Source organism: Clostridium akagii DSM 12554, assembly GCF_000686725.1.
GTDB lineage: Bacteria > Bacillota > Clostridia > Clostridiales > Clostridiaceae > Clostridium_I > Clostridium_I akagii.
In genome coordinates, this window is the sequence record NZ_KK366008.1 from 107125 (window position 1) to 122206 (window position 15082).

The following is a 15082-nucleotide window of genomic DNA, read 5'->3' on the forward strand; positions in this document are numbered from 1 at the left end:
CAATATAAAAGACACAAGCAAAATGCATGTGTCTTATTTCTTAATTTATTCATTTATTTTTTTCTTACTCTTTGTACACCAATAACTATTGGCACAGTTATGATAACCGCAGCTATTGCCTCTGGAATTCCATTAACCGCAGCAACTGTTAAAAGTCCATTTCTAGCAACCCATGGTTTTATTTTCATGCGAGCAGCATATTGCTGTAAATACAATATATATATCATTCCAAGTACGCCTATTGTATTAGTAATTGATCCCACTGCCGCTCCCACTGCAACTTTTATAGCCTTATTGTTAATTGGAATTATTTTATAGCTATAATATGCTGTTATTCCTATTAAAATCCTTGGCAAAACTGATACTAAAGGATTTATTAGGGCAAAGGATAGTAGCGTAGGGGTGGAAATATTTTGAATTATACTTGAAATACCAAAAATAAGTCCTATACATATTCCAACAATTGGTCCCTCTATAATGGCACCAATTATTACAGGTAAATGCATTACTGTAACTGGAAGCAATGGCAGTTTAATATATCCCCATCCTGTAATTCCAAGCATAATGGATATGCCTGAAAGCATGCCAATAATAGTTAATTGCCTCACACCAATTTTTTTACGTGATATAATTTCATTTTTCATTTCTCATTCCTCCGTTCTCATTCCATTATTCAGGATACAAGTCGAACTTTATTTTTTTTATGCTAATATTTAAATATTAACATTTGTTATTTTACCACGGTTATTTTAAAATTGATATGTATTTTTGTTTTTTGGCAATTTTCTGTATTTTATATATTTTCAGCTAGAGCTAGATTATACCTTCTGGACATTTGACGCTTGACGACCTTTAGGACCGTCAACTATATCAAATTTTACGGATTGACCTTCATCTAGATTTTTCCTGCTTCCTTCTTCTTTAATAGCTGAATAGTGTACAAAAACATCATCATCCCCTTCAATTGAAATAAATCCGAACCCTTTCTCATCATTAAACCATTTAACAGTTCCAAGTGTCATTATTAAAACCTCCATAATTGTATAATATTTGGCACCTAAAAAAAATCATTCACATATATTATGTATATTTTCTTCAAGATGCAATAAAATGTTTCATTTATATTATTTGATAAATTTTATGAATAATTCATGATTTTTATAATAAATATATTATATTAATTTAACAGAAACATAACTGACATATTATAGTTTTTTATTTTATTGACTAGCTAATCTATATGCTGTAAAATTTAGTTATAAATAGTGTGATAATTAAGATAGTTTGCAATTTACAAAACATACTAATAAGATTCATTGGGGGTATACTATGAAATTGACTAAAGAACAATTAAAAACTGATTTCAAGAAAAAGCTTATGAACCTATATGCAGAAAGGGTTTCAGAATCATCAAAGCTTCATCAGTATCTTACTTTAGGTTCCTTAGTAAAAGAATACGCTTCTGAAAAATGGATGAATACAAACATTCAATATACAAAAAAGCATGTAAAACAAGTTTATTATTTCTCAATGGAATTTCTTATAGGTAGGTTACTTGGAAGTAATCTGTTAAATCTTGGTATAACTGATCTATGTAGCGAGGCTCTTCATGATTTTGGAATAGATCTTAATGAAATTGAAGAAGTAGAAAATGATGCAGGACTTGGAAATGGTGGACTTGGAAGACTTGCAGCTTGTTTTCTTGATTCCATGGCATCCATTGGTATCCCTGGACACGGTTGTGGCATAAGATATGATTATGGACTTTTCGAGCAAAAAATAATAAATGGATATCAAGTTGAAATCCCTGACAATTGGTTAAAACATGGTAATGTATGGGAAGTTCGAAAAGAGGATAAAGCAGCCGTAGTAAAATTTGGTGGCAAAGTATCAACTGTCTTTGAAGATAATAAACTTTGTTTTAAGCATGAGGATTATGAAGCTGTGCTTGCAATTCCCTATGATACACCTGTTATTGGCTATGAAAATAATACAGTTAATACATTAAGGCTCTGGAGTGCTGAAACTGTGGACAAAGATTTTGATTTGGATTCTTTTAGTAAAGGTGAATATACAAAAGCAGTTGAACACAAGTATTCCGTTCAATCAATTTCACAAGTTCTTTATCCAGACGATACAAGAGCCGATGGAAAAATTTTAAGATTAAAACAGCAGTATTTTTTTGTTAGTGCCGGTCTTCAAAGCATAATAAGACGGTACAAAAAAAGCAACCTACCCATTAATAGATTTGATGAATTTATAGCTATTCACATCAATGATACCCATCCTTCTATTGCTGTAGCCGAACTAATGAGATTACTTGTGGATGAAGAAAATTTGTCCTGGGATGATGCATTTAAAATAACAACAAATACCTTTGCTTATACGAATCATACTATTATGAGTGAAGCTCTTGAAAAATGGCCTATTGAAATGTTTAAAAAGCTTTTGCCTAGAATTTTTATGATTGTTGAAGAAATCGACAGGAGATTTTGTATTGAAATAAATGAAAAATACAATGACCCACAAAAAGTTCATGATATGGCTATTATTTCTGATGGTAATATTAAAATGGCATATCTTGCAATTGTTGGTAGTCATTCTGTTAATGGTGTAGCAAAACTTCACACTGAAATATTAAAAAGCAGAGAGCTTAATAACTTTTACAATTTTTATCCTTATAAATTTAACAATAAAACAAACGGTATAACTCATAGACGATGGTTACTAAAATCCAATCCAAAATTATCCAGTCTCATTACAGAAACTATAGGCAATAAATGGATTCATGATCCAAATAAATTAATAGATATTCTTGCTTTTTCCAAAAATGCCAGTTTTCAAAACAAAATATATGAAATCAAACAGAGCAACAAAATTGATTTTGCCAATCATGTTAAAGATAATTATGGCATAATCATTGATCCTAACTCAATTTATGATGTTCAAGTGAAAAGATTACATGCATATAAAAGGCAATTGTTAAATATTTTTGGTATTTTAGATTTGTATTATAGATTAAAGTCTAATCCTAATTTAGATATAGTTCCCAGGACATTTTTTTTCGGTGCCAAGGCCGCGCCAGGATATTATTTAGCTAAGCGTACTATAAAACTTATTAATACAGTTGCCGATAAAATAAATAATGATTCAAGTATAAATGGTAAAATAAAAATTATATTTTTGGAAAACTATTCTGTATCACTGGCAGAAAAAATTATTCCCTGTGCTGACGTGAGTGAACAAATCTCAACGACAACAAAGGAAGCCTCTGGTACTGGAAATATGAAGTTTATGATGAATGGAGCAATTACTGTTGCAACCCTAGATGGTGCAAATGTTGAAATGAGTGAAGCGGTTGGTGAGAATAACATAGTAATCTTTGGTATGAAGAAAGATGACGTCATTGATCTTGAGAAAAATAAAACCTATCATTCCATTGACTATTATAATTCTGATTCTAGAATAAAGTTTATAATTGATAACTTGATTAATGGTTCCTTAGATGTACCTACCTCAGAGTTTGCCGATATCCACAAGTATCTCATAGCTAATAACGATGAATATTTTGTACTTAAAGATTTTGACTCATATATAAATGCTGAGAATAAAATAGATGGGTTATACAAAAACAGAGGAAAGTGGCTTGAAATGTCAATTTCAAACATTGCTCATTCAGGAGTTTTCTCCAGCGATAACACAATTGAACAATATTCCAAGGAAATATGGAATACAGATAGAATAACTATAAATATGCACCACTAACTTATTAGTATTAAATAGCAGAAAGTTCAATAAAATAAGGGTAGTTCATAAATAATTTTTTAATCATTTATGAACTACCCTTTTGATTTTCTTAATTTTTTTCTTAATTGTTTTGTTTTAAATCAAAATAAGCTTAATTTCTCCTGTTCTATAAACTATTGAGTATTTCAACTTTAAAAATTTCAATTTTTTTCAAAAATTCTTTGTTTTTTATATCTTCTCTTGATACCTTTAACCTACCTATTGGCTTATTCCGTGAAAATCTCTCTATTTCATCAGATATTTTAAATGATTTGTAACAATTGGATAATTGTGTGCAAAAATAAGCTATTTTTTTAAATTTGGAATTATTTTTTGTTATGTACGCTTTTAATGCCGGCGTAATGTGTGATGCCCATACAGGTGAACCTAATACTACAATATCATAGTTTTCTGGATCATATATACATGCTTTAATTGGCGTTTTTCTTTTTAAAAGGGCATCTACCAAACATTTTACATAGCCTATAATTCCAGTTCTCTTCTTAAGGTCTACTATCTCTTCAATATCACAGTTAAGCTCTCTACTTATGCATTCAGCAACCTTCTTGGTAGTACTTGTCTTAGAATAGAAAACAACTAGTATTTTCTTATTTGACATAATTATCACTCTCCATAATTATAAGTACCGAAGCATTAATAATAGGCTTATTATACCATATATTGATGTTTTAGACTATTTTTTCCTCCAATTGTCTTGTTTTATGTTTAAGCACTTATATACTGATAGTAATAACACTGAATTTTTCCGTTATAAAGCTTTCTATTTTTATTTGACTTTTGTCCAAATAATTTTTCAAAATCCTTATGTGGTGTTATCACAAATACAGACCAACAATTAAGCTGTGAATGTATTTTACCAAAATCTCTACAAATTTGATCTACTTCTCTTTCTTCACCAATTCTTTCTCCATAAGGAGGATTGGAAATAATATAACCATACTTTTGTTTAGAGGAGAACTCATTCATTGGCAATTTCTGAAAAGCAATATATTCATTTACTCCTGCCTTTATGGCATTATCAGTGGCAGTTTTTAAAACCCAAGTATCAATATCAGAACCTAAAAGTCTAAACTCTTCTTTATTTACGGCTTTTCTGGCACCATCTCTTACCTGCTCCCACATTTCTTTATCTGCTCCTGGCCATTCTTCACATATAAATGTTCTATTAAGCCCTGGCGCCATATTTTTACCTATCATGGCAGCTTCTATTAAAATTGTGCCTGAACCACAACAAACATCTGCTAGAGATTTAGACGGTTCCCATTTACTTATTAATACTAAAGCCGCTGCAAGAGTTTCTTTTAATGGAGCTCCACCTGAATTTTCTCTATACCCTCTTTTATGAAGTCCTGGACCTGTGGTATCTATAGTTAGGGTTACTATGTCCTTTAATAATGCAACTTCTATTTTGTATTCAGGTCCATCTTCTGTAAACCAATCTTTTTTGTATTTAAGTTTCATGGACTCAACTACAGCCTTTTTAACAATAGATTGACAATCAGGAACACTAAATAGTTTAGATTTAATGGACTTACCTACCACGTGCATATTTCCATTTATAGGTATGATATCTCCCCAAGGCACCTTCTTTGTACCTTGGAAAAGTTCTTCAAAACTTTCTGCCTTAAAACTAGCTACTTTTATTAAAATTCTTTCCGCCGTTCTAAGCCATGTATTTGCAATTGCTATGTCCATTTCATCCCCAGAAAACATAACCTTACCATCTTCCACCGTAAGGTCCTCGTAACCCAAGTTTTTTAGTTCCTTTGCTGTAATTGCCTCTATTCCAAAAGTTGTTGTTGCTATTATTGTATAATCCATATATATTTTCTCCTATCAATTCATTCTATTAAAATATATTTATAACTTTTGAGAAAATTTCTTTGTTCTGTTCTATCTTTTCTTTTCCCCCAAGTACACAAATATAATTTTCCTTCATACATTTATCTATTATAGTGCTTAACTTACTAATATCCAAGACTTTTGTATCTAAAACCTCTTCTCGCTCTTTCTGAAGAAGTTTTTTATCTAATTTGCTAATATATATGGCTGCTTCTCTTTCAGAGATCATGGAATTTGACAAAGGTGTATCCAATGAATTTATTGTCCCTAAAATATATTTTGTCATTTCTCTTTCATCTGTGGTAAAATTCTCTAGATATTTTGCAAACTCATCGTATGCTTTTAATGTCTCATTTATATTAGGATCTCTATATGAGCATATAGACATACTCCCACTTCTTCCAAAATTGATAAACACTCCATAAGCTCCACCCTTAACTCTTACATTATTCCATAGATAATCATAATTTGCTATAGTTTTAAGCACTAAAAATTTACCAGTATACTTAAATCCGAATTTAGAATAGTCATTTCCTTTACCTACATACTGTACATTTGATGAAGTTACCAATGCTTCATTGCCTTTTTTTAATTCAAAATTATAGTGTTGTTTTTCAAAATGTTCATCTCTTATATTACTTTCAGTCATAACCTTAATTTTTGATAATAGGTCACCATATTCTTTTTTTGATGTACATAACCCTATAATTAAATTTTCTCTATTAAATACACATTTTGAAACTTCACGTAATTTGTCTAAAATTCCATCCATATTGTCATCCAAGTTTTTCTCTAATTTTACCAAAAATTCATAAAATGTAAGCCCATTTGTAACTTCATTATATTGTGCAATATTAGAATAATATGAGTTTAATCTTGTACCTACTATTCTAATGCTACCACTTACAATAACCATTTCCATTCTGGATTTTAATTCATAGAACAGTTCTTTAATTCTCACTTTATTTTCAAATTTAGTCAAGTTTATTGTTTCATTAAATAACTTTATAAGCATATCTAATTTTTCATGAATGCATTTACCCTTAACAACAAATTTAGGATAGTACTTTTTAATATCAGTGGAATCCGAATATATATCCACATCAAAATCCACCCCACCAGTATGAATATTTATTTCATTTGATAGTTCCTCATAGGAATAATTTTCAGTTCCTATTTTGCTTAAGAAATAGGATAGCAGTGTGCTATATGGTAGTAGTTCTTGCTTTACGCTACTAGCATCAAAATACATATCCACATAATCTATACCATTTGTATCACGTTCAGTATACAAAATTTTATAGTCCTTAATTACTTCTAAATTTGACTTATATACTTCTGCCTTCCTATTTACATCAGCAATTGATAATAAGGGTATTTTTAACAAGTCTTCTTTTTTATCTGGAGAAGATTGCCTCTTAATTAGTGATTTTGTTTCATTAATGATTCTCTCTATTTCAGTATCATCTATAGAATCTTTATACGCCTTTAGTTTTGCTCGCTCCTTCTCTGCTTTTTCCTCTGCCAAACCATTTTTAGGTATTACAGAAAATAGTAGTGTATGATCATTATTTAACAAATATTTTTCTATTAATTTCTCAAAATAGTTATTTTTAGCGCCTTCTTTTATAGACTTCATAACTTCATTAAATTCTAAGTTTTCAAAAGGCAACCCACCATGCAAAATACTTCCCATTATCCTGTCACAATATACTAGTCCTTTTGGGTAAGTATTGTAATCACCTTCTCTTAAATCAAATTCTTTGGAATTTATTACAGCTTCAATCAAATCCTTGTCAATACCATCCCGTACAATATTCTTAAGGCCATCAAGAACAACGTTCTTGAATGTTTCCTTGTCTTCTTCATTTGAATTCTTTATCACAATGCTCATGGAACTCTGAAGCATACTGTTATTATATAAACCAAATGCATCTTTACAAATATCAGCTTTAACAATTGCACTTTTAAGTGGTGATGCCGCAGTTTCAAGTAGAATATCCTCAAGCAAATCAAAAGCTAGATTAAGCTCCCTGTCTGCCACATCAGTAAGCACAAAATTAAGGCTTATATATGTTTTATTTTTTGTATCCTCATCTTTTGCCACTGGATAATAGTTTAATTTTGTTTTCATCCCACTGAAAAGTTTTTGTTTTTTTATCTCAATCTTTTCATTATTATTGCTAAAATCCTTTAAATAAGATTCATCTATAAATTTTAGTTCCTGTAAAATATCAATATCCCCATATAAATAAATATAGCTGTTTGATGGGTGATAATATTTTTTATGATAATCTAAAAATTCCTTATAAGTAAGATTCGGAATATCTTGTGGATCACCGCCTGAATCATAGCTGTATGGAGAGTCTGGAAACAAGTTAGAACTTATTCCTCTAAAAAGTAGTGATTCTGGTGAAGAATACACCCCTTGCATTTCGTTATATACTACACCTTTGTATGATAGGTCTCCATCCTTATCATTAAGTTCATAATGCCAACCTTCTTGTTTTAGTATTTCTGGATATTTATATATATTAGGATAAAACACCGCATCCAAGTATACATCCATAAGATTTCTGAAATCCTTGTCATTTTTACTTGCTATAGGATACATTGTTTTATCTGGATAAGTTGCTGCATTAAGATATGTGTTAAGTGATCCTTTAGCTAGTTCCACAAAAGGCTCTTTGGAAGGAAATTTTCTTGAACCACACAAAACAGAATGCTCTAGTATATGAAAAACTCCTGTGCTATTGTCTGGAAGAGTCCTAAAACTTATGGAAAAAACTTTATTATCGTCTTCATTTTCTATATATATAAGCTTTGCTCCACTTTTTTCATGTAGAAAAACATGACCAGTGGAATTTATATCCTCTATTTTTTTCTCTTCAATTAATTTAAATCCGTTATAAACCTTGCTTATTTCAAATTTCATATATTTTGCCCCTCTCTTTTAGTATTGCATCTAAAAAATAAACTATTATAACCCATTTTTGTTTTTTTAAACGCCTAAGTCAAATAAGTAGATAGATGTATTATAATTCTTTACTTTACTTTATTCAATATAATGCTTTACTTCACACGATTATTCTTCTAAATTTTATAATTATTTATGCACCCAATATTGATCTATGATTTGAATTTACATCTCCACTTTGCTAAAATATGATTTAGGTATCTGAAATAAAATAACAAATAAATCACAGGAGTGATGTAATGGATGATTTTAGAATAGAAAAAGATATTTTAGGTGAAATGAAAATATCCAATAATATATATTATGGTATAAATACGCTAAGGTCCATTAATAACTTTAGTATAAGCAATAAAAAAGCAAACTATAAAATCATCACTGCAATTGTAACAGTAAAAATGGCTTGCACCCTTGCCAATAAAAAGCTCAACTACCTTACTAGTGAAAAAGCAGATGCAATTATAACTGCTTGTAACAAAATATTAAAAGGCGAATTTATTGATCAATTTGTTACGGATTCACTTCAAGGTGGAGCAGGCACATCAACTAATATGAATGTAAATGAAGTACTAAGTAATATTGCCATAGAGGTTTTAGGTGGGCATAAAGGTAATTATTCTATTATAAATCCCATTGATGATGTTAACATGTCTCAATCTACAAATGACGTTTATCCTACTGCAATGAGGATAGCCGCTATAAAACTTCTAAGAACTACTTCTGATGCATTCAGTAAACTTCAAGATGCTCTCCAAATTAAGGAGAACCAATTTGCCAATATCTTAAAACTTGGGAGAACTGAACTGATGGATGCACTTCCTATAATGGCTGGTCAACAATTTGGTGCCTATGCCAGAGCTATTGCAAGGGATAGATGGAGACTTTATAAAGTGGAGGAAAGGCTTCGAGAAACAAATATTGGTGGTACAGCAATTGGAACAGGCATGAATGCTTCTCAAAAATATATTTTCCTAGTTACTGATATATTACAAGATATTACTGGTCTCGGGCTTTCACGAAGCGATTTTCCTATTGATACTACTCAAAATATGGATGTATTTGTGGAAGTATCCGGACTACTAAAGGCTGCGGCGGTAAATCTAATGAAAATTTCAAATGATATTAGACTTTTAGGTAGTGGACCTAGTGGTGGCATAGGTGAACTTATTGTTCCACCTGTTCAAGCTGGCTCTAGCATAATGGCTGGTAAAGTTAATCCTGTGATTTTAGAAATGGTTGCACAAGTTTCCATGAAAGTAATTGCCAATGATACAGCAATTACACTAGCCGCTTCTAGTGGTCAGTTAGAGCTTAATGCTTTCGCTCCCATAATTGCAGATAGTATTTTGGATTCACTGGAAATTCTTAAAAATGCTGTTAATACGCTTACGGACAAATGCATTATAAATATAGATGTAGACGCAAAAAATTGTAGCATAAATTTAGAAAATTCAAATGTATTAGTTACAGCTCTTGTGCCTTACATTGGATATGACAAAGCTTCTGAAATATATAAAAGATCTCTTTTAGAAAATAGACCTGTTAGATATATAATTGAAACTGAACAAATACTTGGAAAAGATTTATTAGACAAAATATTTAATCCTTTGTCACTAACAAGTCCAGGTATTCCAGGAAAAAACTAAACAGAATTGGATGGTGTCTCATGAGTAATTTAAATCAAACCCCTATGTCAAATAGGATACATATATCCCTATTTGGTAAAACAAACGTAGGTAAATCAAGTGTAATCAATGCACTTACAGATCAAAATGTATCGCTAGTATCCAATGTTAAAGGAACTACTACTGATCCAGTTTACAAATCAATGGAACTTATGGAACTGGGTCCTGTAGTATTCATTGACACAGCCGGTCTTGATGATGATACAGAATTAGGACAGCTACGAGAGGAAAAAACCATTGATGTATTAAACAAAACTGACATTGCAATAATAATTGTAGATTCAGTATCCGGAATAAGTAATTTTGATGTTGAAATTATCAGTAAGATAAAAGAAAAAACTATCCCTATCGTTGGTATTTTAAATAAAATAGACTTAAAACCCGTTAGTGATGAAGAACTATTAAATTTTGAGAGAAAGCTAGGACTTAAACTCATTAGAGTTTCCGCTATAACTCACCTTGGAATTTTAGATGTTAAAAACAGTTTGATTAAAAGTGTTCCAAATGATGAGGATAAATTTAAAATTGTTGGTGATTTGATTTCACCAGGTGATTTTGTAATTCTTGTGACTCCTATTGACAAGGCCGCACCAAAAGGAAGACTTATACTCCCACAACAACAAGTTATACGAGATGTTTTAGAAAGTGACGCTATAGCAATTGTTACAAAAGAATTTGAGCTCCGAGAAACTCTTCAAAATTTAAATAAAAAACCAAGTCTTGTTATTACAGACTCCCAGGCGTTTTTAAAGGTGGCTGCGGATACACCGAAGGATATACCTTTAACTTCTTTCTCGATTCTTCTAGCTAGATATAAAGGCGATCTAAATGAATTAGTACATGGAGCAGCTGCCATAAAAAATCTTAAAGATGGTGACAAAATTCTCATTGCTGAGGCATGCACTCATCACAGGCAATCTGATGATATTGGTAAGGTAAAAATACCAAGATGGCTTAGACAAAATACAGGGAAAGATTTGCAATTTGAATTTTCTAGTGGCTTCACCTTTCCTGAAAACATTAAAGACTATGCTTTAATTGTCCATTGTGCGGGTTGTATGTTAAATAGGCGTGCAATGCTTCATAGAATTTCCTCAGCAGTTAATGCCAATGTTCCCATAGTAAACTATGGTGTTCTCATTGCCTACGTTCAAGGCATCCTTCAGCGAACTCTTGCTCCCTTTCCTGCTGCAAGACTTGAATTAGAAGAAGACTTAGACATATAAAAAAAGTACTTAGAAAATGAGTTTAATCATTTTCTAAGTACTCTTCAAATTTCATTTTTTTATCTACTATTCCACTAGGAGTTATTTCAATTACTCTATTGGCTATGGTATCTATAAACTGATGATCGTGTGAAACAAATATCATATTTCCAGCAAAATCAATAAGACCATTGTTAAGTGCCGTAATTGATTCCAAATCTAGATGATTTGTAGGCTCATCTAACATAAGAAAATTAGCAGAACTCAGCATCATCTTTGAAAGCATACATCTAACTTTCTCACCACCAGACAAAACATCTGCCTTTTTAAGTGCTTCTTCTCCAGAAAACAACATTCTTCCTAGAAATCCTCTTATAAAACTCTCTGTTTTATCTTCTGAAAACTGTCTTAGCCAGTCTACAAGACTTAGACTACCATCTTTAAAATATTCCGCATTATCTAATGGAAAGTATGATTTTGTAATTGTAACTCCAAATTTAAATGTGCCACTATCTGGCTGAATTTCACCCATTAAAATTTTAAATAAGGTTGTCTTTGCTATTTCGCTTTCACCTACAAGAACTATTTTATCGCCTTTATTTACAATAAAACTTACATCATTTAATACCTTAACGCCTTCTACTGTGGCACTTATACCTTCTACACTTAAGATATCATTACCAGCTTCTCTTTCAGCTTTAAATCCAACAAAAGGATACCGTCTAGTAGATGGTTTAATGTCATCTAAGTTTATTTTATCTAAAAGTTTTTTTCTTGAAGTTGCTTGTTTTGCCTTAGATGCATTTGAACTAAATCTAGCAATAAATGCTTGTAATTCTCCCATTTTCTCTTCTTTTTTCTTATTTTGATCCTTAGAAATTCTAAGTGCCAATTGACTGGATTCATACCAGAAATCATAATTTCCAACATATAGTTGAATTTTCCCAAAATCCACATCAGCCATATGAGTACATACACTGTTTAGAAAATGTCTATCATGTGATACAACAATAACTGTTCCTTCAAAATTTATCAAAAATTCTTCAAGCCAATTTATTGATTCCATATCCAAGTAGTTTGTAGGCTCATCTAAAAGAAGTACATCTGGATTGCCAAATAATGCTTGAGCAAGAAGAACTCTTACTTTTTGTGATCCACTTAGTTCGCTCATTTTTTTGTCATGCTCCACTACTGGTATTCCAAGTCCCATTAGAAGTGTTGCTGCTTCTGATTCCGCTTCCCATCCATTTAACTCAGCAAATTCCCCTTCTAGCTCTGCAGTTTTCATACCATCTTCATCTGTAAAATTTTCTTTTGCATAAATGGCATCTTTTTCTACCATAATCTGATAAAGTTTTTGATGTCCCATAATTACAGTTTGCAGCACCTGAAATTCATCAAACTGAAAATGGTCTTGTTTTAACACTGCAAGTCTAGCTCCTGGATGCAAACTTACATCTCCTGAATTAGTTTCTATTTCTCCTGATAATATCTTTAAAAAGGTAGATTTTCCTGCACCATTAGCACCTATAACACCATAGCAATTACCTGAATTAAATTGTATACTTACATCCTCAAATAATTTTCTTCCACCATAACTTAAACTTACATTAGTTGTACTTATCATTAAATTACCATCCTTTTTTTAGTTTTAATAATTACCAATTCAAATTATTATTACCTTTAAAACTACAAGTCATTATAACATATCCTATAATGCTATGGGAACATTAAATTAATTTTAGGATTCCTCTAAACCTTTCGATACATCTAAATGTATGGTATAATATATAGACTTAATAAAGTAAAACTTCACTACAGTGAGTTTTAAAGGAGGAACAAAATTTTATGGTTGAAATAGGTAAATTCAACAAGCTAAAAGTTCTAAGACAAGCAGATTTTGGATACTTTTTAGATGCCGAAACTGGCGAAACCGACGATGATATACTACTTCCCAATAGGAGTACATTAGGCAAAACTGTTACTATTAATGATGAAATTGATGTTTTTATATACAAAGATTCAAAAGATAGGCTTACTGCAACCTTTGCAAAGCCTTTGGCTGAAGTTTACCAGTTAGCATATTTAAAGGTTGTTTCCGTTACGGATATAGGTGCATTTGTTGATTTTGGTTTGGAAAGAGACTTATTTGTTCCAATAAAGGAGCAAAATTATATATTAGTAGAAGGTAATAGTTATTTATTTTACATTTATGTTGATAAAACAAATAGACTGGCTGCTTCTACTTTTATTGATGATTACCTTGACAATACGGAAGATTACTTAGTAGGAACTGATGTTGAGGGAATTGTATATGGATTCCAGACCAACGGTAGTGTAATGGTAGCTATTGATAGCAAATTTAGAGGTGTAATTTTAAAAAATGAATATTACAATAGAATTATCCCTGGTGAAACCATAAAACTAAGAGTTAAAAAACATTTTGAAGATGGCAAGATGTCCCTAACTCCTAGAAAAGTCGCTGTGGATGAACGACTTGCGTTAGAAGATGTAATTTTAAAATATTTACAAGAACATGATGGCACTATGCCTTACAATGACAAAAGTTCACCAGAAGACATTAAAGCAGAGTTTCATCAAAGCAAAAACTATTTTAAAAATGCTCTAGGTGGACTTATGAGAAATAATCTTATTACTCAAGATGAGACCGGAACAAAATTGAAATAATAAAAAAACAATGCCGCTATTAATTAACGGCATTGCTTTTTTATTATTTGATTTTAATTTTAATAGGACAATGGTCAGAACCAATAACTTCGTTTAGTATTTCAGCCGACTCAACATCACTAGCCATATTATCCGAAACAAAGAAATAATCTATTCTCCAGCCTACATTCTTTTCTCTTGCTTTAAATCTGTAACTCCACCAAGAGTAACTAACTTCTTCAGGATGCATTTTTCTAAATGTATCTACATAACCCTCTGCGATAAATTTGTCCATCCATGCTCTTTCAATTGGCAAAAAACCGGAATATTTTTCATTTGCTTTAGCATTCTTAATATCTATTTCATTATGTGCGGTATTATAGTCTCCACATATAATAAGCCTCTTACCTTGATCTTTTAAATTGTTTAAATACTTTAATAGTTCATCATAAAACTCCATTTTGTAGTTTAGTCTATCTTCATTCTTTTGCCCATTAGGAAAATATATGTTAAATAATATAAAATTTTCAAACTCAGCAATCAGTATTCTACCTTCAGAATCAAACTTTTCATTACCAATGCCATGTTCAATCTTTAATGGTTTTTCCTTTGAATATATTGCTACTCCACTGTACCCCTTTTTTTCTGCATGAGAAAAATTAGAATAATATCCTTCTATATTTTTAAGCTGATCGGTTAGCTTATCCTCCTGAAGTTTAGTTTCTTGAATACATAAAATATCAGGAGATTTCTCAGAAAAAAAATCAAAAAATCCTTTTGTACTAACAGCTCTTAATCCATTTACATTCCAAGAATAAATTTCCACTTTATTACCTTCTCTCCAAAGCACTATGTTTCTTATACATATAATAGTTCAACTTACTAACATATTTTCATATAAT

At 31.0% G+C, this 15082-nt stretch carries 11 protein-coding genes; 4 read left to right on the plus strand and 7 right to left on the minus strand.

Translation table 11 applies throughout. The features are described 5' to 3' along the window. Window positions 1–53: 53 nt before the first annotated feature. Together BR66_RS0119035 and BR66_RS0119040 are read right to left on the minus strand one after the other, a co-directional pair. Window positions 54–644: an ECF transporter S component gene (locus BR66_RS0119035; protein WP_026884325.1), complete on the minus strand. Its 591-nt coding sequence runs from the start codon at window positions 642–644 to the stop codon at window positions 54–56. 174 nt (window positions 645–818) lie between these two features. Further along, window positions 819–1022: a cold-shock protein gene (locus tag BR66_RS0119040; protein WP_026884326.1), complete on the minus strand. Its 204-nt coding sequence runs from the start codon at window positions 1020–1022 to the stop codon at window positions 819–821. Window positions 1023–1329: 307 nt separating this feature from the next. Between BR66_RS0119040 and BR66_RS0119045 the strand changes: the two genes are divergently transcribed. Further along, window positions 1330–3765, plus strand: a complete 2436-nt coding sequence (locus BR66_RS0119045; protein ID WP_026884327.1) for a glycogen/starch/alpha-glucan phosphorylase — start codon at window positions 1330–1332, stop codon at window positions 3763–3765. 148 nt (window positions 3766–3913) lie between these two features. Here the strand turns inward: BR66_RS0119045 and BR66_RS24315 are convergent, their stop codons facing one another. From BR66_RS24315 to BR66_RS0119060, 3 genes are all read right to left on the minus strand, one after another. After that, window positions 3914–4405: a flavodoxin family protein gene (locus tag BR66_RS24315; protein WP_051624313.1), complete on the minus strand. Its 492-nt coding sequence runs from the start codon at window positions 4403–4405 to the stop codon at window positions 3914–3916. A 107-nt stretch (window positions 4406–4512) separates the two neighbouring features. Beyond that, the gene (locus tag BR66_RS0119055; protein ID WP_026884328.1) at window positions 4513–5628 is read right to left on the minus strand and encodes a THUMP domain-containing class I SAM-dependent RNA methyltransferase; all 1116 of its coding nucleotides are present in this window, start codon (window positions 5626–5628) and stop codon (window positions 4513–4515) included. Between the two features lie 28 nt (window positions 5629–5656). Beyond that, on the minus strand, window positions 5657–8584 hold the full coding sequence (locus BR66_RS0119060; protein WP_026884329.1) for an insulinase family protein: 2928 nt from the start codon (window positions 8582–8584) through the stop codon (window positions 5657–5659). Window positions 8585–8865: 281 nt separating this feature from the next. On the opposite strand from BR66_RS0119060, the gene BR66_RS0119065 reads away from it, so the two are divergent. Both BR66_RS0119065 and hydF read left to right on the plus strand, forming a co-directional pair. Further along, entirely contained in the window at window positions 8866–10269 is a 1404-nt protein-coding gene (locus BR66_RS0119065; protein ID WP_026884330.1) for an aspartate ammonia-lyase, read from the plus strand. A gap of 20 nt (window positions 10270–10289) precedes the next feature. Next, entirely contained in the window at window positions 10290–11534 is a 1245-nt protein-coding gene (gene hydF / locus BR66_RS0119070) for a [FeFe] hydrogenase H-cluster maturation GTPase HydF (protein WP_026884331.1), read from the plus strand. 22 nt (window positions 11535–11556) lie between these two features. Here hydF and BR66_RS0119075 read toward each other — a convergent pair whose 3' ends face one another. Then, entirely contained in the window at window positions 11557–13140 is a 1584-nt protein-coding gene (locus tag BR66_RS0119075; protein ID WP_026884332.1) for an ABC-F family ATP-binding cassette domain-containing protein, read from the minus strand. A gap of 221 nt (window positions 13141–13361) precedes the next feature. Here BR66_RS0119075 and BR66_RS0119080 point away from each other — a divergent pair, with 221 nt between their 5' ends. Beyond that, window positions 13362–14201 (plus strand): CvfB family protein, encoded by an 840-nt coding sequence (locus BR66_RS0119080; protein WP_026884333.1) that lies wholly within the window; start codon window positions 13362–13364, stop codon window positions 14199–14201. Between the two features lie 43 nt (window positions 14202–14244). Here BR66_RS0119080 and BR66_RS0119085 read toward each other — a convergent pair whose 3' ends face one another. Continuing rightward, window positions 14245–15006: an exodeoxyribonuclease III gene (locus tag BR66_RS0119085; protein ID WP_026884334.1), complete on the minus strand. Its 762-nt coding sequence runs from the start codon at window positions 15004–15006 to the stop codon at window positions 14245–14247. Window positions 15007–15082: the final 76 nt, after the last annotated feature.

Bases quoted from the DNA above. Each gene is read 5' to 3' on its own strand.
- BR66_RS0119035 (WP_026884325.1), bottom strand. From the start codon at position 644: ATGAAAAATGAAATTATATCACGTAAAAAAATTGGTGTGAGGCAATTA.
- BR66_RS0119040 (WP_026884326.1), bottom strand. From the start codon at position 1,022: ATGACACTTGGAACTGTTAAATGGTTTAATGATGAGAAAGGGTTCGGA.
- BR66_RS0119045 (WP_026884327.1), top strand. From the start codon at position 1,330: ATGAAATTGACTAAAGAACAATTAAAAACTGATTTCAAGAAAAAGCTT.
- BR66_RS24315 (WP_051624313.1), bottom strand. From the start codon at position 4,405: ATGTCAAATAAGAAAATACTAGTTGTTTTCTATTCTAAGACAAGTACT.
- BR66_RS0119055 (WP_026884328.1), bottom strand. From the start codon at position 5,628: ATGGATTATACAATAATAGCAACAACAACTTTTGGAATAGAGGCAATT.
- BR66_RS0119060 (WP_026884329.1), bottom strand. From the start codon at position 8,584: ATGAAATTTGAAATAAGCAAGGTTTATAACGGATTTAAATTAATTGAA.
- BR66_RS0119065 (WP_026884330.1), top strand. From the start codon at position 8,866: ATGGATGATTTTAGAATAGAAAAAGATATTTTAGGTGAAATGAAAATA.
- hydF (WP_026884331.1), top strand. From the start codon at position 10,290: ATGAGTAATTTAAATCAAACCCCTATGTCAAATAGGATACATATATCC.
- BR66_RS0119075 (WP_026884332.1), bottom strand. From the start codon at position 13,140: ATGATAAGTACAACTAATGTAAGTTTAAGTTATGGTGGAAGAAAATTA.
- BR66_RS0119080 (WP_026884333.1), top strand. From the start codon at position 13,362: ATGGTTGAAATAGGTAAATTCAACAAGCTAAAAGTTCTAAGACAAGCA.